Raw genomic sequence first — 17,687 nt, forward strand, 5'->3', positions numbered from 1 at the left:
GTATCTGAAAGTTGGTGGTTACACGTCTTGTGTATCTGGCGCAGATACACACGACCGCCTACGATACGCGCCAGGTTTCCAGGGAGAGTGTTGATGAAGAAGTCATTGGCGGTAAGCGTACTCAGTGCAGCGATGCTGCTGGCTGGTTGCCAGTCGGTAAACACCACCAACGGCGGTGCCGTCGGGGTAGAGCGCAAGCAGTACATGTTCAGCATGCTATCGAGCCAGGAAGTCGACCAGATGTACGCCCAGTCCTATCAGCAGACGCTGGGGGAGGCGAGTGGTAAAGGCATGCTGGACAAAACCAGCGCCAACGCCAAGCGCGTGCAGGCGATTGCCAATCGTCTGATCGCCCAGGCACCGACCTTCCGCCCGGATGCGGCGCAGTGGAAGTGGGAAGTGAACCTGATCAAAAGCGATGAGATGAACGCCAACTGCGGGCCTGGCGGCAAGATTTTTGTGTACAGCGCGTTGATCGACAACCTCAAGCTTACCGATGACGAGTTGGCTGCGGTGATGGGCCATGAAATCGCCCACGCGTTGCGCGAACACGGGCGTGAAGCCATGTCCAAGGCCTACGGCATCCAAATGGCCAAGCAGGGCGCTGGTGCCTTGTTCGGGTTGGGCCAGGACAGCCTGGCTTTAGCCGATACGGTTGCAAACTACGGCATGACCTTGCCGAACAGCCGCGCCAACGAAAACGAAGCGGACCTGATCGGGCTGGAGCTTTCGGCCCGGGCTGGCTACAACCCAAACGCGGCCATCACGTTGTGGAACAAGATGGCCAAGGCTTCGGAAGGCGCGCCACCGGAGTTCATGAGCACGCACCCGGCTTCCGACAGTCGGATCGCTTCGTTGCAGGCGGCGATTCCGAAGGTGATGCCGCTCTATCAACAGGCCAAAAAAACCTGATATTTCAAGGCTTGTGAAGATCTAAATGTGGGAGCGGGCTTGCTCGCGAATGCGCAGTATCAGTCGGTAAATCTTTGACTGGACCGCCGCCTTCGCGAGCAAGCCCGCTCCCACATTTGATTGGGTTTACAACCAGCCGCTGCTTTGCATGGCCTTGTAAACCGCCACCACCGCCAGGACGAAAAACGCCGTAGCCGCCAGTCGACGAATCAACGTCAGCGGCAGTTTCTCCGCCGCAAAATTCCCCGCCAAGACCACCGGCACGTTCGCAATCAGCATGCCCAGGGTGGTGCCGATAATCACCAGCCACAACTCCGGATACTGCGCCGCCAGCATCACCGTGGCGATCTGCGTCTTGTCACCGATTTCCGCAAGGAAGAACGCAATCAGCGTGGTCAGGAACGGCCCGAACTTGCGTGTGGTACTGGCTTCGTCATCGTCGAGTTTGTCCGGCACCAGGGTCCACAGCGCGGTGGCACAGAAACTCGCCGCGAGAATCCAGTGCAACACCGCATCCGAGAAGAAACTGCCGAACCAGGCCCCCACGGCACCGGCGGCCGCATGGTTGGCCAGGGTCGCGGCGACAATGCCGGCGATGATCGGCCAGGGTTTGCGAAAGCGTGCGGCCAGGATGAGTGCGAGCAGCTGCGTCTTGTCGCCGATTTCGGCCAAGGCAACGATTGCGGTAGGAACGAGTAATGAATCCAGCATCAGGTAGGTTTCCAGGGGCGGGTCGACACGGCTATGACACGTACAGCCTTCCCGCCCCGGGTAAGGTGTGCGTGTCATAGGTCTTGTCAAACCCCGGTCCGTCTGTGCGGACTCCTGGGTCGCATACGCCATGGTCTGCTGACCAAGTATGTTGACGTATGCCGGACGAGCGTGGCGCTCGTGGGAGACTACTCCCCTAGGACGGAGCGGATTCTGCCTAGGCAAAACCCATTCGGCAAGCCTTCTTTTTCAAAAAGCCATCAGCCGCGTTTGGCACGGTAGATGCGGAAACCATTGCCCTCGGCCTTGATCGCACAGATGCCCAAGTGCTCTTCGATCAACGGTTGGTACTTGAGGAAGCTGTTGGCCACCAGGCGAAGTTCGCCGCCTTTTGCCAGGTGTTTCGCGGCTTTTCGCAGCAGATTTTCGGTGGCGAAATAATCCGTGTGCACCCCGACATGGAACGGTGGGTTGCTCAAAATCGCGTTCAAACCCATCGGCGCGGCGTCGATGCCGTCACCGGTCAGCACCTCGGCTTCCAGGCTATTGGCCGCCAGGGTCAGGCGACTGCTGGCAGCGGCGAATGCATCCACGTCCAGCATCGTCACGGTGTTGTGCGGGTAGCGACGTTTGACCGCCGCCCCCAGCACGCCCGCGCCGCAACCGAAGTCCAGCAAATGCCCGCTGGGCAGTTTGTCCAAATGCTCGAGCAACAGTTCGGTGCCGCGATCCAGGCGACCGTGGCTGAACACGCCCGGCAGGCTCACCACCTTGAGCGGCCCCTCGGCCAGTGGCACCTCGAACACCTGTGCCAGGCTTTCCAGCTCGACCGCTTGGGGCGCGTTGGCCACGGTGACTTGCCACAGCTGGCAATGCCGCGCGTTATCGAGCTTGCGTGGCTTGCCGAAAGGGGTCATCTGTTTGGCGGCGCTTTCGATACCGCCTTTTTTCTCCCCGACCAGAAACAGCTCGGCGCCGGGCAGGCGCGCGGCCACGGCGTTGAGCAGGTAGTCGGTGAGGTCCTTGGACTTGGGCAGGAAAATCACCGCCGCATCAAACGCGCGCTCGGGCACGTTCACGCCGAACAGGCTGCGCTCGGGGAAGCGTGCGTCGAGCGCGGCCTGGTCACCGGCATGCCAGCACCAGCCGTGAGCATTGGGCAGGCGGCCGAGCAAATCGTCGGCGGGCAACCCTACCAGCAGCAGGTTGCCTTGAAAAAGTTCGGCCTGACGAAGCAGTACTTCACTGCGCGGATCCATGGTCTGCTCCTTGAAAAGGGGCGCAGTTTATCAACTGACGACACGCAGCGGGGTGCCGCTGAAAAAGCCTCGAGCGTTTTCGGCCAATTGGCCGACGATTCGTTGCCGCGCTTCGCGGCTGCCCCAGGCGTTGTGGGGGGTGACGATCAGCCGAGGAATGTCGCCAGCCAGCAGCGGGTTGCCCTGCACCGGTGGCTCCACGCTCAGTACGTCGGTCGCCGCGCCACCCAGATGGCCACTGCGCAAAGCGTCCGCCAGCGCCTGTTCGTTGATCAAGCCGCCGCGCGCCGTATTGACGATAAACGCGCCGGGTTTGAGCAGCGCCAGTTCGCGGGCGCCGATAAAGTCGCGGGTGTGTTCATTGAGCGGGCAGTGCAGCGTGAGCGCATCGACCTGCGTGAGCAATTCATCCAGCGGCACGCGGTCGGCGCGGGCAGGGCGCCCGGGAATTGCGCCCAGCACCACGCGCATGCCAAAGGCCTCGGCCAGTCGCGCCACGGCGCTGCCCAGTTCGCCATGGCCGAGCAGGCCAAGGGTTTTGCCCTCCAACTCGACAATCGGGTAGTCCAGCAGACAGAACTGCTTGGCCTCTTGCCACTTGCCTGCGGCGACATCCCGTTGGTAGTCGTTCAAGCGTGTCGCCAGGTTGAGCAACAGCATGATCGTGTGTTGCGCCACCGACGGCGTGCCGTAGCCCTGGCAGTTGCTCACGGTAATGCCATGGGCGCGGGCGGCGGCGAGGTCGACGTTGTTAGTGCCGGTGGCCGATACAAGGATCAGCTTTAGCTCGGGGCAGGCCTCCAGGGTTTCGGTGTTCAGGGCGATCTTGTTGCTGATGACTACCTGGGCGCCTTGCAAGCGTTCGACTACGTTTTGCGGCGTGGTGTGTGCGTATAGCTGCAGGTCGCTGAAGCTGTTGCGCAATTCGCTGAGGTCCAGGTCCCCCAGGTCCAGGGACGGGTGATCAAGGAAGACGGCGCGGCGATTGTTCGTCATCAACTGTACCTTTTGCGACAGGGTTCGAAGGCGTAATCTCCCGAGCCTATCAGATGAAATAATCAGTTACTTACTGGAGTGAGTATGTACGCCGCCGAGTTTTTGACCGTAGCCTTGATTCACTTGTTGGCGGTGGCCAGTCCCGGTCCGGATTTCGCCGTGGTGGTGCGCGAGAGTGTGACCCATGGCCGTCGCGCCGGAACCTGGACCGCGCTGGGTGTTGGTTCGGCGATTTTCCTGCACGTGGGTTACTCGTTGCTCGGGATTGGCTTGATCGTGTCCCAGTCGATCGTGCTGTTCAATGCGCTGAAATGGGCGGCGGCGGCGTACTTGCTGTACATCGGCTTCAAGGCGTTGCGCGCGCAACCGGCCAAGCCCGTGGCCGAGGGCGAGTTGCACCGTGAAGTGGGCGAACGCACTGCGCGTGGGGCGTTTACTGCAGGTTTTGTGACCAATGGCTTGAACCCCAAGGCCACGCTGTTCTTTCTGTCGCTGTTTACCGTGGTGATTAATCCGCATACGCCGCTGGCGATTCAGGCGGGTTATGGGGTGTACCTGGCCGTGGCGACGGCTGTGTGGTTCTGCCTGGTGGCCATGTTGTTCAGCCAGCAGCGCGTGCGGGCTGGGTTTGCGCGTATGGGGCACTGGTTTGATCGGACCATGGGGGCGGTGTTGATTGCTATTGGTGTGAAGCTTGCGTTTACCAGCATGAAATGAGGTGGGGTTTTTTTTCGGGTGGGGTAGATGGGGGGCATGTCCGTTGCTGCGGTAACGGCTGCTATTGGTTCCGCCCTTACGGCGGGTCACTTTTTTACAAACGAGCGCCTAAAAAAGTAACCAAAAAACGCTTTGCCCCACCACTCGGTACCTCGCCCAGGCTCGGTATGCCCGCACTCCGGCTTGAATCCGTGGGCCGCCGCCATGGGCCATCCCTGGCCCATCGCGGCTAACCCGGCGTCCTGCCGGGTTACCCACGGATTCAAGCCTGCGTTCGGCCATCGTGGTTAACGGGGCCTGTCAGATCAAGATCGACAGCAGATCAACAGCAGAGCACGGCGGCCTGGTAGCCGACCTGAGTGGTAGAAGCGAAAGCAGGGCAAAAACACAGCAGAGGCAGATCAGAAGCAGAACTGCTTTTCTGTGGGAGCTGGCTTGTCGGACCGCCGAACCGCTGCGATGCAGACACATCGGTACATCAGGCATATCCAGTTGATGCCATCGCAGGCAAGCCAGCTCCCACATTGACGGTGTACAGCCTGAAGAGCAGCACACCCTCTGCCTGATGCACCGAGGTCAAAATGTGGGAGCGGGCTTGCTCGCGAATGCGGCGGGTCAGTCACCAGATGCATCAACTGACACACTGCTATCGGGAGCGAGCCCCTTCCCACATTTATCCGAGTTCAGTTTCCAAGATCAGCTCGGCTGTAAGGCCGCCTCAGCTTTGCTTTTGATCTAACCACTCAGGTCGGCTACTAGGCCGCCGTGCTCTGCTTTTGATCTTGATCTGCTGTTGATCTTAGGCGCCCCGTTAACCACGCTGGCCGAACGCAGGCTTTGGAGCGTGGCTGACCCGGCAGGACGCCGGGTTAGCCGCGATGGGCCAAGGATGGCCCATGGCGGCGGCCCACGGTCCAAAGCCTGCGTGAGGGCACACCGAGCCTAGGCGAGGTGCCGAGTGGTGGGGCAAGAGCCCTTTGCTTACTTTGGGGCTTTTCCAAAGTGAGTCGCCGTAAGGGCGAAACCCATAGCTGCCATGACGCTTATAACGGATATGTACTCCGTAGCCCGGTGACAACCATAAGGCTTGCAGATAGTTATCCCCCGATAGTGCCCACATTTCATCTCAGCAATGCTCCACTAATGGCGTAAAGCTAGCATTCATTGAGCGCTGCAAATCATTCCTTTGGCTGATTTAGCTGAAACATAAGCGCTCTAAAGTGCAGGTCTTCAAGCCAAGACCGTGCAGTCAGATAAGGGATTCGTATGTTGCAGACCCGTGTTATCCCGCCCGCCGAAGGCGCTTACCAATACCCGCTGTTGATCAAACGCCTGTTGATGTCCGGGGCGCGCTACGAGAAGACCCGGGAAATCATCTACCGCGACAAACTGCGCTACACCTACCCAACCCTGATCGAACGCGTTGCCCGCCTGGCCAATGTGTTGACCGAAGCCGGGGTCAAGGCCGGTGACACCGTCGCCGTGATGGACTGGGACAGCCACCGTTACCTGGAATGCATGTTCGCGATCCCGATGATCGGCGCGGTGATCCACACGATCAACGTGCGCCTGTCGCCGGAACAAATCCTCTACACCATGAACCACGCCGAAGACCGCTTTGTGCTGGTCAACAGTGAGTTTGTCGGGCTCTACCAGGCCATTGCCGGCCAGTTGACCACGGTCGACAAGACCCTGCTGCTCACCGACGGCGATTCCAAAACCGCCGAGTTGCCCCATTTGGTCGGCGAGTACGAAACCCTGCTGGCGGCCGCGAGCCCCAAGTACGACTTCCAGGACTTCGACGAAAATTCGGTCGCCACCACCTTCTACACCACAGGCACCACCGGCAACCCCAAGGGCGTGTACTTCACCCACCGCCAGTTGGTGCTGCACACCATGGGCGTGGCGACCATCATGGGCAGTGTCGACAGCGTGCGCCTGCTGGGCACCAACGATGTGTACATGCCGATCACACCGATGTTCCACGTCCACGCCTGGGGCTTGCCGTATGTGGCAACCATGCTCGGCTTGAAGCAGGTGTACCCCGGCCGCTACGACCCGGAATACCTGGTGGAGTTGTGGCGCAAGGAAAAGGTCACCTTCTCCCACTGCGTGCCGACCATCCTGCAAATGGTGCTTAACGCCAAGGCTGCCCAGGACGTGGACTTTGGCGGTTGGAAAATTGTCATCGGCGGCAGCGCGCTTAATCGCACGCTGTATGAAGCGTCCAAAGCGCGAGGCATTCAACTGACCGCCGCGTACGGCATGTCCGAAACCGGGCCGCTGGTGTCTTGCGCCCATCTCAACGAAGAGCTGATGGCCGGCAGCGAAGACGAACGCACCACCTACCGCATCAAGGCCGGCGTGCCCGGGCCGTTGGTAGAAGCGGCGATCATCGACGGCGACGGCAACTTCCTGCCCGCCGATGGCGAGTCCCAGGGCGAGTTGGTGCTGCGGGCGCCCTGGCTGACCGAAGGCTATTACAACGAGCCGCAAAAGGGCGCCGAGCTGTGGGAAGGCGGCTGGATGCACACTGGCGATGTGGCCACTCTGGATGCGTTTGGCGTGATCGATATTCGCGACCGCATCAAGGACGTGATCAAGACCGGTGGCGAGTGGATCTCGTCCCTGGCCCTCGAAGACCTGGTCAGCCGTCACCCGGCGGTACGCGAAGTAGCGGTGGTGGGCATCGCCGACCCGCAATGGGGCGAGCGTCCGTTTGCCTTGCTGGTGGTGCGTGATGGCCATGTGATAGGTGCCCGCGAGCTCAAGGAACACCTCAAGCCTTTCGTCGAGCTGGGCCATTTGAGCAAGTGGGCCATTCCTAGCCAGATCGCCGTTGTTACTGAAATTCCCAAGACCAGCGTCGGGAAACTCGACAAAAAACGTATCCGCATCGACATCATTGAATGGCAGGCCAACAACAGCACGTTCCTGTCCACTCTCTGACGCCTCTCGCCGCGCCCGTTCGGGCGCGGCAATGCTCTATCTCGCGCCTTCACTTGTGATTTATCGATTTTCAGCCATCCTTGCCTCGCCGGCCTTCGTCGGCGTGGCGAAAGGGTTGTGGCAGACGGGTCGGTGATGCAAATCACACTTTAGAGGGATCAAGCGATACCCCCCGCTGGCTATAGTCCCTTCCAGAGTTTTTCAAGGATGTTGTGCTTCGAGCCATGGGGGCCCGGTTGCCGTGTGGCATTGGAATCGTTGTATTCCGGCCGTTACAAGCATCCAGAAGAAAGAACTCACTGCCATAACAATAATGCACATGGAGTAGCGTCGATGACCTCAGTAAACCAGTTCTGGCGCCGGGCAAGACTGCCCCTGGCCGTCAGTCTCGCTTCTACGCTCGCCGGGCCCGCATTCGGCGTCAGTTTCAACATCGGTGAAATCGAAGGTAGCTTTGACTCATCCCTGTCGGTGGGGGCAAGCTGGTCGACTGCAGGTCGAAACAAGGACCTGATCGGTGCCAACAACGGTGGCAGGGGGTTATCGCAAACCTCCGATGACGGCCACCTGAACTTCAACAAGGGTGATGCCTTCTCGAAGATCTTCAAGGGCATCCATGACCTTGAGTTGAAATACGGCGATACCGGCATCTTTGTGCGTGGCAAATACTGGTACGACTTCGCGCTGCAAAACGAAGACCTCGACTTCAAGAACGTCAGCAACGACAACCGTAAAGAGGGCGCCAAGTCCTCTGGCGGGCAGATTCTCGATGCCTTCGTCTACCACAACTACACCATCGCCGATCAGCCGGGTAACGTGCGTCTTGGCAAGCAGGTCGTGAGCTGGGGCGAAAGTACGTTCATTGGTGGCGGTATCAACTCGATCAACCCGATCGACGTCTCTGCATTCCGCCGTCCGGGCGCCGAGATCAAGGAAGGCCTGATTCCGGTCAACATGTTCTACGTGTCCCAGACCCTGACCGACAACCTCTCCGCAGAGGCGTTCTACCAGTTGGAGTGGGACCAGACCGTGGTGGATAACTGCGGTACGTTCTTCTCCCAGCCGGACGTGATTGCCGATGGTTGCAGCAATAACCTGCGGGTCTTGAACAAGCGTTCCACCATCCCTGGCGCGGCCTTGCCAACCCTTAACGCGCTTGGCGTCGATGTGAACAACGAAGGCGTGCTGGTGCGTCGCGGCGGTGACCGTGATGCACGCGACAGCGGCCAGTTCGGCGTGGCCATGCACTACAACTTCGAGCCGCTGGACACTGAGTTCGGCGCGTATTTCATGAACTACCACAGCCGTGCGCCGATCTTCAGCGCGACAGGTGCGCCAAACTCGGCCTACACCCGTCCGCTGGGGCCATTGGCGGCATTGCGTCCGTTGATCGTGGCGGGCAGTTCGAATTACTTCGTTGAGTACCCGGAAGATATCCGCCTCTATGGCTTGAGCTTCTCCACCACGCTGCCTACCGGCACCGCCTGGAGTGGTGAATTGAGCTACCGGCCAAACGCGCCGGTACAGCTGAGCACCACCGATATTCTGTATGCGGGCGTCACGCCGATTCCGGGCTTTGGCAATGCTTCGGTGCTCAAGGGCACGCCGGGCCAGGACCTGCACGGTTACAACCGCAAGGAAGTGACCCAGTTCCAGACCACCTTTACGCACTTCTTCGACCAGGTGATGGGCGCCACCCGCCTGACAACCGTGGGCGAAATCGGCGTGACCCATGTGGGCGGCCTTGAGAGCAAAAACGTTGCACGTTATGGCCGTGATCCAGTCTTTGGTCCCGGCACCCTGCCTGGCGGTTTCTGCACCGCACTCGACAATTCGACGGCTCAAGGTGCCGGCCTGCCCAATGCGTCCGGCCTGAACACCAACTGCAACAATGACGGCTACACCACTGCGACGTCCTGGGGTTACCGCGCCCGGGCAATCTGGGAATACCCGGATGTGTTTGCCGGTGTGAACCTCAAGCCCAACGTGGCCTGGTCCCATGACGTCAAAGGTTACTCGCCAGGCCCTGGCGGCAACTTTGAAGAGGGTCGCAAGGCCGTCAGCCTGGGTGTCGATGCCGAGTACCAGAACACCTACACCGTCAGCCTGAACTACACCAACTTCTTTGGTGGCAAATTCACCACGGTGGATGATCGCGATTTCATCGCTCTGAGCGCCGGCGTGAACTTCTAAGCACACTCTTTTCAGATGCATGTAATTCAGGAAGAACCAGAACATGAAAATAACTAAAAGTCTGTTGCAGGTGGGTGTGCTCGGGCTGTCGATCATGGCGGGTAGCGTCATGGCGGCAGTCTCGGCGGATGAGGCGGCCAAACTGGGCACGACCCTGACGCCGATGGGCGCCGAAATGGCCGGCAACGCGGCCGGCACCATTCCGAAATGGTCGCCACTGCCGACCAATGCCGGCGCTGTGGATGCCCGTGGTTTCCTGGCCAACCCGTATGCCAGCGAACAACCGCAGTTCACCATCACCGCGCAGAACGTCGAGCAGTACAAAGACAAGCTGGCGCCTGGGCAGTACGCGATGTTCAAGCGTTACCCGGACACCTTCAAGATGCCGGTCTACCCGACGCATCGCGGCGCTACCGTGCCGGCTGATGTGTTTGCCGCCATCAAGAAGAACGCCACCCACACCAACCTGGTGTCGGGCGGCAACGGCCTGGAAAACTTCGAAACCGCTGTACCGTTCCCGATTCCCAAGAGCGGCGTCGAGGTTATCTGGAACCACATCACCCGTTATCGCGGCGGCAGCGTGACCCGTCTGGTCACCCAGGCCACCCCGCAAACCAACGGTTCGTTCAGTCTGGTGTACTTCCGCGATCAGTTCGTGTTCCGCGACAAGATGAAGGACTACGACCCGAAAAACCCGGGCAACGTGCTGTTTTACTTCAAGCAGCAAGTGACCGCACCGGCGCGTCTGGCCGGTGGTGTGCTGCTGGTGCACGAAACCCTCGACCAGGTGAAAGAACCGCGTTCGGCATGGGTCTATAACGCCGGCCAGCGCCGCGTGCGCCGGGCACCGCAAGTGTCCTATGACGGGCCGGGTACCGCTGCCGATGGCCTGCGTACCTCGGACAATCTCGACATGTACAACGGCGCACCCGACCGCTACGACTGGAAGCTGGAAGGCAAAAAAGAAATCTACATCGCCTCCAACAGCTACAAGATCGACGATCCGAAACTCAAGTATGTCGACATCATCAAGGCCGGCCACATCAACCAGGACCTGGCTCGCTACGAGCTGCGTCGCGTCTGGCACGTGGTCGCGACGTTGAAGGAAGGCCAGCGCCACATTTACGCCAAACGTGACTTCTTCATCGACGAAGACACCTGGCAAGCAGCGGTCATCGACCACTACGACGGCCGTGGCCAACTGTGGCGCGTCGCCGAAGCCCATGCCGAGAACTACTACGACAAGCAAGTGCCGTGGTACGCCCTGGAAACCCTCTACGACCTGCAGTCCGGCCGCTACCTGGCGCTGGGCATGAAGAACGAAGAGAAGCAGGCGTATGACTTCGGCTTCACCGCCACCACCAGCGACTTCACCCCCGCGGCCTTGCGCCAGGACGGTGTTCGCTAAGCCGCACTCGCTCGACAATGTGGGAGGGGGCTTGCTCCCGATAGCGGTGGATCAGTCGATGTATTGAGTGACTGACACACCCTTATCGGGAGCAAGCCCCCTCCCACTTTTGTTCGTGGTGTTCTGACTGGGATATTTTTTGTCGCAGTTCTTTTTCAGGCAAATGTTGCAAAGATCTACAAACCTGCCGCTTTTACCGCTAGTCTGCGGACATCTGCAATGCCGACAACAGCCTTCTACAAGAGCCCGGCGATGACTGATCTGTCCCGAATCCAAGGGCCTGCAAGCGCTGTGATTCCGACGCTGGAAGCGCGCTTCTACAGGCCACCGTTGCCTGACGGCTATGTGCTGCGCCCGCGCCTGTGCGAGCGGCTGAGCGCGGGGCTGGAAGGGCGACTGTTACTGGTCAGCGCCCCGGCCGGGTTCGGCAAGAGTTCGTTAGCGGTGGAGTTCTGCCAGAGCCTGCCCGCCCATTGGCAAAGCCTGTGGCTGGGCCTGAGCCCTCGGGATAACGACCCCGGCCGCTTCCTCGAGCGCCTGCTCGACGGTTTACAACAATACTTCCCACAGCTCGGCGCCCAGTCCCTGGGCCTGCTGAAAATGCGCCAGCGTCACCAACCCTTTGCCTTTGAAGAATGGCTCGATGGCTTGCTCGATGAGCTGACGCTGCACCTCTCCACGCGCGCGCCGATATTGCTGGTGCTGGATGACTACCACCTGGCCCAGGGCCCGGTGCTGGATCGCTGCCTGCAATTTTTCCTCAACCATTTGCCCGATGGGCTGCTGGTCATGGTCACCAGCCGCCAACGTCCGGACTGGCATCTGGCGCGACTGCGGTTGTCGCGGCACCTGCTGGAACTGCATGAACAAGACCTGCGCCTGACCCATGACGAGTCGCTGGCTGTGTTGGATCGGCACAGCAGCTCGTTGCGCGGCGAGGCCCTGGATAACTTGATTCGTCGCAGTGAGGGCTGGGTGGCCGGCCTGCGTTTCTGGTTGCTGGCCATTTCCGAAGCCGGCAATGAGGCCGTGTTGCCGCAACACTTGCACGGCGGCGAAGGGCTGATTCGCGATTACTTGCTGGAAGAGGTCATCGACTGTCTGCCGGTTGAAGTGCAAGCGTTTTTGTACGACACCGCCCCTCAGGATCGTTTCTGCAGTGAGTTGTGCGACGCCGTGCGTGAGGCCCATGACAGCGCAGAAATCCTCGGGTATTTGCAGGCCCACCAAGTGTTTCTGGTGCCGCTGGACGAGCAGGGCCACTGGTATCGTTATCACCATCTGTTTTCCGACTTGCTGCGCACCCGCCGTGCCAGCAATGCCACGTTGCCGATTGCCAGCCTGCACCTGCGGGCCTGCCGCTGGTTCAACGCCCAGGGTTTGATTGATGAGGCGGTGGAGCAGGCGTTGCGCGCCGGCCACCTGGATGTGGCGGCGAACCTGGTGCAAAACCTGTCGGAGGAGCAACTGCTGGCTGAACAGAATGTCGGCATGCTGCTGCGCTGGAAGATGGACTTGCCCGACAGCCTGCTGATCAGCACGCCGCGGTTGATCGTGCTCTACAGCTGGGCGTTGGGGCTGGCCTGTCAGTTGGATGCGGCGGAAGAATTGTCCGGCTATCTCAGTCGGTTCCTGCCGGCACCGTCGGCCACTGCGCAAAAATCGATGCTGGCGCAATGGTTGGCGCTGAGCGGGATCATCGCTCGCGGCCGAGGCGATCGCGAGTTGACCCAGCGCTATTGCAGCGAGGCGTTGGAAAGCCTGCCGCACAAGCGTTACGGCCAGCGCCTGATGTGTTTGTCGACCCTGTCCAACCTGGCCATCGTCGACGCTGATCTGTGGCGCGCCCGTGGCCTGAATCGCGAATCCCTGGAGTTGGCCCAGCGCGTCGGCAACCCGCTGTTTGAAGCCCTGGCCCACTACGACCGGGCGCGTGTCTTACAAGCGCGCGGCGAAATCCTGCGTTCTCTGGATGAGGTTCGCCAAGGCTTGCAGCGCTTGCATGGCCTGGCGCCCCAGCGCCTGTACGCCGTGCGTGCGCGGTTATCGCTCTACGAAGGTTATTTGCTGCTGGTGCGCTACCAGCCCGAGGCCGGCCTTGCACGCTTACGTGCCGGCTTGAGCGAAGCCCGCGCCTGCCGGGATATCAGTGTGTTAATCGGGCATTGCGTCATCGCCAGCTTTGAAGGGCGGCGTGGCGATTTCCCGAAAGCCTTCGCCGAACTCGCCGAAGCCGAGCGCTTGATGCATATCTGGGACGTGCCGCCGATCTACTACCTGGCGATGATCACCCTGATCAAATGCGAGCTGTGGCTGGCCCAGGGGCGCACTGACCTGGCCGACGCCTGGCTGGCTCGGCTGGGCCAAACCTACAATGGCGAGCACGCCGCCGCCGCCCCGGAGTTTCACCCACACCTGCCGCAACACATCGGGCTGCAACAGGCCGCGCTGGACGCTACTCGGCATCAGCCCGCCGCCGCATTGGAACGCCTCGAAGACCTGGCGCAACAGGCGCATAACAGTGGGCGCCAGATGATTGCCCTGATGGCCCTGACCCAGCAGGCGTATTTACTGCTGGAATGCGGCCAGGAAGCCAAGGCGCGGGCCATAGTGGTTCAGGCCCTTGAAGCCGCCGCCGGTGGTGCGTTGCAGCCGTTCCAGCGCCTGCTGGAACGTTACCCGGACTGGATGCGTGAGCAACTGGGCAAAGACCCCCATGGCTTGCTGAACCAGAGTCTGTTGGCGCTGCTGCCGGCAGTCGCTGACGCGCCGGCGGCGCCCAACCACGAAACGCTGAGCACCCGCGAACTGGCGGTGCTGCAACTGATTGCCCAGGGCTGCTCGAACCAGGAAATCAGCAATCAGTTGTTCATCTCCCTGCACACGGTGAAGACCCACGCCAGCCATATCAACAGCAAGTTGGGCGTGGAGCGCCGCACCCAAGCGGTAGCGCGGGCCAAGTCGATGGGCTTGCTGGCCTGAAACTACCGCACGGTCGGGCACTCTTTCAGTGACGTGTCGACCGCTTGGCTGACCAGGGCGGCGAAGCGCTTGACGTTGTTTTGGTGCGCCGCCACGAGGTCGTCGATGCTCGGGCCTGCGGGCGTTTGCAAGGTGGTGCGGCAGTTCAACGGCGGGCGGTCACCGCCGCTGGTTGGCCTCAGGCGCCAGCGCACGTCGAGCAACGCGTACTGCCCGGGCACCGAGTCAAAACGTTGAACCTCAAGGCGCAACGACACGGCTTGCCGGGAATGACTGTTCGCCAGTTGATCCACCAGCGCACTTTTCAGCTCATCGGCCAGGCTGGCGGCCCACCACTGGGTTTCCAGAATCGCCACGCCACTGTCACCCTGACGAATCACGATCTGCGGCCGGTCAACCTGTGGCGGCACGCTGATGCTTTCAATGCGGATATCGCTCGCCTGCGCTTGAGTGGCGTTATTCCAGTGCGCCGGCGTCAGGGTGTGGAATGCAATCGGCTCACTGCGACACGCCGCGAGTAGCACCAGCGCGGTAACCAGAGTGATTTTCAAGGGACGGGTCATGGCGGCTCCATTGCTCATTTGCGCGGTGGCCCTTGCAGGTCCAGGGGCGCGGCGTTGTCGGGGCGACCGCGAATCAGCGACTCCGGATGTCGGCCGAGGTAGTCCGACAGTTCGCGCAAGGAGCGCGACATGCGCGCCAGTTCATCCAGGGTCTGGGTCAGTTGTTCGCGTTGCGGCGAGTCGTCGGCCAGGGTCGAGTTGGCCGATTGCAGCGTCTTGCTCACGTCGCCCAGCGTGGCCTGTACACCGGGCAGGGTTTTGGCGTTGAACTGGGCGAGCCCTTTGCGCAGTTCGACCAGGCTGCTGTCGAGGTTACCCGCAATGCGCTCGACGGGCAGTTGGTTGAGCTTGTTGACGATGCCTTCGAGTTTTTCCTGCAGTTGTTCCAGGTTGCCGGGAATGGTCGGAATGTTGATTGGGCGCAGGTTCGGGTCAAACGCAACTTTTTCGGCTTTCGGGAAGAAATCCAGGGCGATGTACAGCTGGCCAGTCAGCAGGTTGCCGCTGCGAGCCTGGGCACGCAGGCCGTTTTCGATAAACGTGCCGATCAAGCGAACGCCGCCCGCTTCGTCGTTGGGGTCATGATTGGTGGCCTTGAGCAGCTTGGTATTGGCTTCCCCGAGCAATTGCGGATAAATCACGATGCCGACATTGATCGGAAAGCTGCGTTTCTTCGCATCGTAATCCAGGTTGATCGACACCACTTTGCCGAACTCGACGCCGAGGAACTCCACCGGTGCACCGACTTTCAGGCCGCGCAGGGCCTGATCAAACCGCAAGGCCATATATTGCCCTTTGCCATTGGGCGGGGCGAGGGCGCTTTGCTGGTCGTCGAACAGCTCATAGGCGTGATCTTCAGCGGCCGGCTTGTCGTTGGGGCTGTAGGGCGGCGCCTGGAAAGCGATGCCTCCAGCCAGCATTGACGACAGCGACTCGGTTTTAAGCGCGAAGCCATTGGCGCCGACGCTCAGGTCAATACCACTGGCGTTCCAGAATCGCGTGTTTTCGGTGACATACACATCATTGGGCGCATGCACGAAGACTTCGATATTCACGCCTTTGCCGTCGTCATCCAGCTCATAGGCCACCACCTGGCCGACCGGAATTTTGCGGTAATACACTGGCGAGCCGATATCCAGCGAACCCAGGCCCTGGGTATGCAGGGTAAAACGTTTGCCCGGTTCGCCATAGGTGATGGGCGGCGGGTTTTCCAGGCCTTTGAACTGTTTTGCGCGGGTGTCGGACTGGCCGATATCGGCACCGATGTAGTCGCCGGACAGCAAGGTGTCGATGCCGGACACGCCACCGGCGCCGATGCGCGGGCGGACAACCCAGAATTTTGAGTCTTCTCGGGTGAAGCTTTCCGCCTGCTTGGCCAGCTTGATCGTGGCGTTGACGCTTTTCTGGTCGTCACTCAAGGCCACGTCAGAGACCTGGCCGATCACCACATTGCGATATTTGACGTCAGTTTTGTTGGCGACCAAGCCGCTGCCGGTCTTGAAATTGAGGACGATGGTCGGTCCCTGTTGCAGCACGCTGTGAACCACCAGCGAAATCCCCACCAGCACCGCCACTATCGGCACGATCCACACCAGCGAAACGCTGAAACGTCGTGTCTTGATCGCGGGTGAGCCGGCCGGCGTGTCAGTGTTGGGTGAGCTCATCCGAGGTCTCCTCATTGTGTGGGTTTTCCCAGATCAGCCGTGGATCAAAACTCATGGCTGCCAGCATCGTGAAGACTACCACCAGGCCAAAGAACAGGATGCCCAGGCGCGGCTCGATGGTGCCCAACGCCTGGAACTTCACCAGTGCGGCCACCAGTGCAACCACAATCACATCGAGCATCGACCAGTAGCCGATCAGCTCGACAAACCGAAACAGCTTCGAGCGTTCCTTGCGCGCCCACAGGCTGTTGCGCTGCACGGTGACCAGCAGCAGCGTCAACGACACGAACTTGATCCCCGGCACTGCAATGCTGGCGATGAAAATGATCAGAGCAATGTCCCAGGCGCCGTGCTGCCAGAACTCCAGTACGCCACTCATGATGGTGCTATCCGCCCCCGAGCCGAGCATCGTCGTGTTCATCACCGGTAACAAATTCGCCGGGATATAAAACGCGAGTGCCGTGAGCATATAGGCCCAGGTGCGCGTCAGTGAGTGAATCTTGCGCCGGTGCAGGGGCGCGCCGCAGCGCTCGCACTCGCTGGGCTCGTCGCGCATGTCGCACGACTGGCCGCAGGTGTGGCATAGGCACAGGTTCAGCTCGCGGGCGGTCGGTGGCGAATTCATACGGTGTCCCACAAGTCGCGCACATCGCGCCCGGCGATGCGGATCAGCAACAGGGCCAGGGCGGCAAGGGCAAACAGGCCGGTGCCGGGTATCACGTCGAGCATCCCGGCCAGTTTGAACACGGCCACCATCGAGCCCAGCAAGCAGACTTCCAGCATGCTCCACGGCCTGAGCGCTTCCAGCCAGCGCATGCACAATTTGAACGCCGGTGAGCGCTTGCCGGACAAGGCGAAACTCAAGACCCAGATCAGCAACAGCAGTTGAAAAACCGGCGCGATGATCATGGAGATCGCCGCCACCAACGCAATAAAGGTGATCGGCCCCAGGCTCAATGCAACCACCGAATCCCACAGGGTCGCGCTGTTTTTCAAGCCTTGCAGGCTGATGCTCATCACCGGGTAAAAGTTGGCGAAGGTCCACAATACTGCCGCCGTGACGGTCAGCGCGAGTCGCTGTTGCACTGACAACCCGTTGTAGCGCTGCAATACGCCGGCGCAGCGTGTGCACAGGGCTTTTTGATGTTTGGCGAGCGTGACCTTTTCATACACACAGTCGCAGTGTTCGCAGATGACCCGGTGATTCGCCATAAGTCTCGCTCCAGACGCGACGCTGCGGTGTTGGACGTGCTACGGGTTTGATGGCGCCTGAGTAGATTAGCAGCTGAAGCATCCCAAGCTTGATCCCTTCCTGATCAAGGGCAAGGTCAAC

13 protein-coding genes and 1 riboswitch are annotated in these 17,687 nt (G+C 60.5%); of the genes, 6 read left to right on the forward strand and 7 right to left on the reverse strand.

Annotated features, from left to right (window positions below; translation table 11 throughout):
• The first annotated feature begins 93 nt into the window (after window positions 1–93).
• Window positions 94–912: a M48 family metallopeptidase gene (locus A7J50_RS04635; RefSeq protein ID WP_064450741.1), complete on the forward strand. Its 819-nt coding sequence runs from the start codon at window positions 94–96 to the stop codon at window positions 910–912.
• Between the two features lie 126 nt (window positions 913–1,038).
• Here the strand turns inward: A7J50_RS04635 and A7J50_RS04640 are convergent, their stop codons facing one another.
• From A7J50_RS04640 to A7J50_RS04650, 3 genes are all read right to left on the reverse strand, one after another.
• Window positions 1,039–1,623 (reverse strand): TMEM165/GDT1 family protein, encoded by a 585-nt coding sequence (locus tag A7J50_RS04640; RefSeq protein ID WP_053254447.1) that lies wholly within the window; start codon window positions 1,621–1,623, stop codon window positions 1,039–1,041.
• 89 nt (window positions 1,624–1,712) lie between these two features.
• Window positions 1,713–1,832: riboswitch (yybP-ykoY riboswitch) on the reverse strand.
• A gap of 51 nt (window positions 1,833–1,883) precedes the next feature.
• Window positions 1,884–2,882 (reverse strand): class I SAM-dependent methyltransferase, encoded by a 999-nt coding sequence (locus tag A7J50_RS04645; protein WP_064450742.1) that lies wholly within the window; start codon window positions 2,880–2,882, stop codon window positions 1,884–1,886.
• Between the two features lie 30 nt (window positions 2,883–2,912).
• The gene (locus A7J50_RS04650; protein ID WP_064450743.1) at window positions 2,913–3,878 is read right to left on the reverse strand and encodes a 2-hydroxyacid dehydrogenase; all 966 of its coding nucleotides are present in this window, start codon (window positions 3,876–3,878) and stop codon (window positions 2,913–2,915) included.
• A gap of 84 nt (window positions 3,879–3,962) precedes the next feature.
• On the opposite strand from A7J50_RS04650, the gene A7J50_RS04655 reads away from it, so the two are divergent.
• The 5 genes from A7J50_RS04655 to A7J50_RS04675 all read left to right on the forward strand — a co-directional run bounded on the left by A7J50_RS04655 (window position 3,963) and on the right by A7J50_RS04675 (window position 14,127).
• Window positions 3,963–4,595: a LysE family translocator gene (locus A7J50_RS04655; RefSeq protein ID WP_053254450.1), complete on the forward strand. Its 633-nt coding sequence runs from the start codon at window positions 3,963–3,965 to the stop codon at window positions 4,593–4,595.
• Between the two features lie 1,266 nt (window positions 4,596–5,861).
• Entirely contained in the window at window positions 5,862–7,544 is a 1,683-nt protein-coding gene (locus A7J50_RS04660) for a fatty acid--CoA ligase (RefSeq protein ID WP_064450744.1), read from the forward strand.
• Window positions 7,545–7,877: 333 nt separating this feature from the next.
• Window positions 7,878–9,737: a DUF1302 domain-containing protein gene (locus A7J50_RS04665; protein WP_064450745.1), complete on the forward strand. Its 1,860-nt coding sequence runs from the start codon at window positions 7,878–7,880 to the stop codon at window positions 9,735–9,737.
• A gap of 43 nt (window positions 9,738–9,780) precedes the next feature.
• Window positions 9,781–11,145, forward strand: coding sequence for a DUF1329 domain-containing protein (locus A7J50_RS04670; protein ID WP_064450746.1), 1,365 nt, complete (start codon window positions 9,781–9,783; stop codon window positions 11,143–11,145).
• A gap of 252 nt (window positions 11,146–11,397) precedes the next feature.
• Window positions 11,398–14,127 (forward strand): LuxR C-terminal-related transcriptional regulator, encoded by a 2,730-nt coding sequence (locus tag A7J50_RS04675; RefSeq protein WP_064450747.1) that lies wholly within the window; start codon window positions 11,398–11,400, stop codon window positions 14,125–14,127.
• Window positions 14,128–14,129: 2 nt separating this feature from the next.
• Here the strand turns inward: A7J50_RS04675 and A7J50_RS04680 are convergent, their stop codons facing one another.
• From A7J50_RS04680 to A7J50_RS04695, 4 genes are read right to left on the reverse strand one after another with little or no spacing between them, the layout of a single operon-like run.
• Window positions 14,130–14,690: a PqiC family protein gene (locus tag A7J50_RS04680; RefSeq protein ID WP_064450748.1), complete on the reverse strand. Its 561-nt coding sequence runs from the start codon at window positions 14,688–14,690 to the stop codon at window positions 14,130–14,132.
• A gap of 14 nt (window positions 14,691–14,704) precedes the next feature.
• On the reverse strand, window positions 14,705–16,354 hold the full coding sequence (locus tag A7J50_RS04685; RefSeq protein WP_064450749.1) for an intermembrane transport protein PqiB: 1,650 nt from the start codon (window positions 16,352–16,354) through the stop codon (window positions 14,705–14,707).
• Window positions 16,335–16,979 (reverse strand): paraquat-inducible protein A, encoded by a 645-nt coding sequence (locus A7J50_RS04690; RefSeq protein ID WP_064450750.1) that lies wholly within the window; start codon window positions 16,977–16,979, stop codon window positions 16,335–16,337. Before A7J50_RS04690 ends, A7J50_RS04685 begins: the two co-directional genes overlap by 20 nt.
• Window positions 16,976–17,566, reverse strand: a complete 591-nt coding sequence (locus A7J50_RS04695; RefSeq protein ID WP_064450751.1) for a paraquat-inducible protein A — start codon at window positions 17,564–17,566, stop codon at window positions 16,976–16,978. Before A7J50_RS04695 ends, A7J50_RS04690 begins: the two co-directional genes overlap by 4 nt.
• Window positions 17,567–17,687: the final 121 nt, after the last annotated feature.

Origin of the sequence: Pseudomonas antarctica (assembly GCF_001647715.1) — a bacterium.
GTDB classification, from domain to species: domain Bacteria; phylum Pseudomonadota; class Gammaproteobacteria; order Pseudomonadales; family Pseudomonadaceae; genus Aquipseudomonas; species Aquipseudomonas antarctica_A.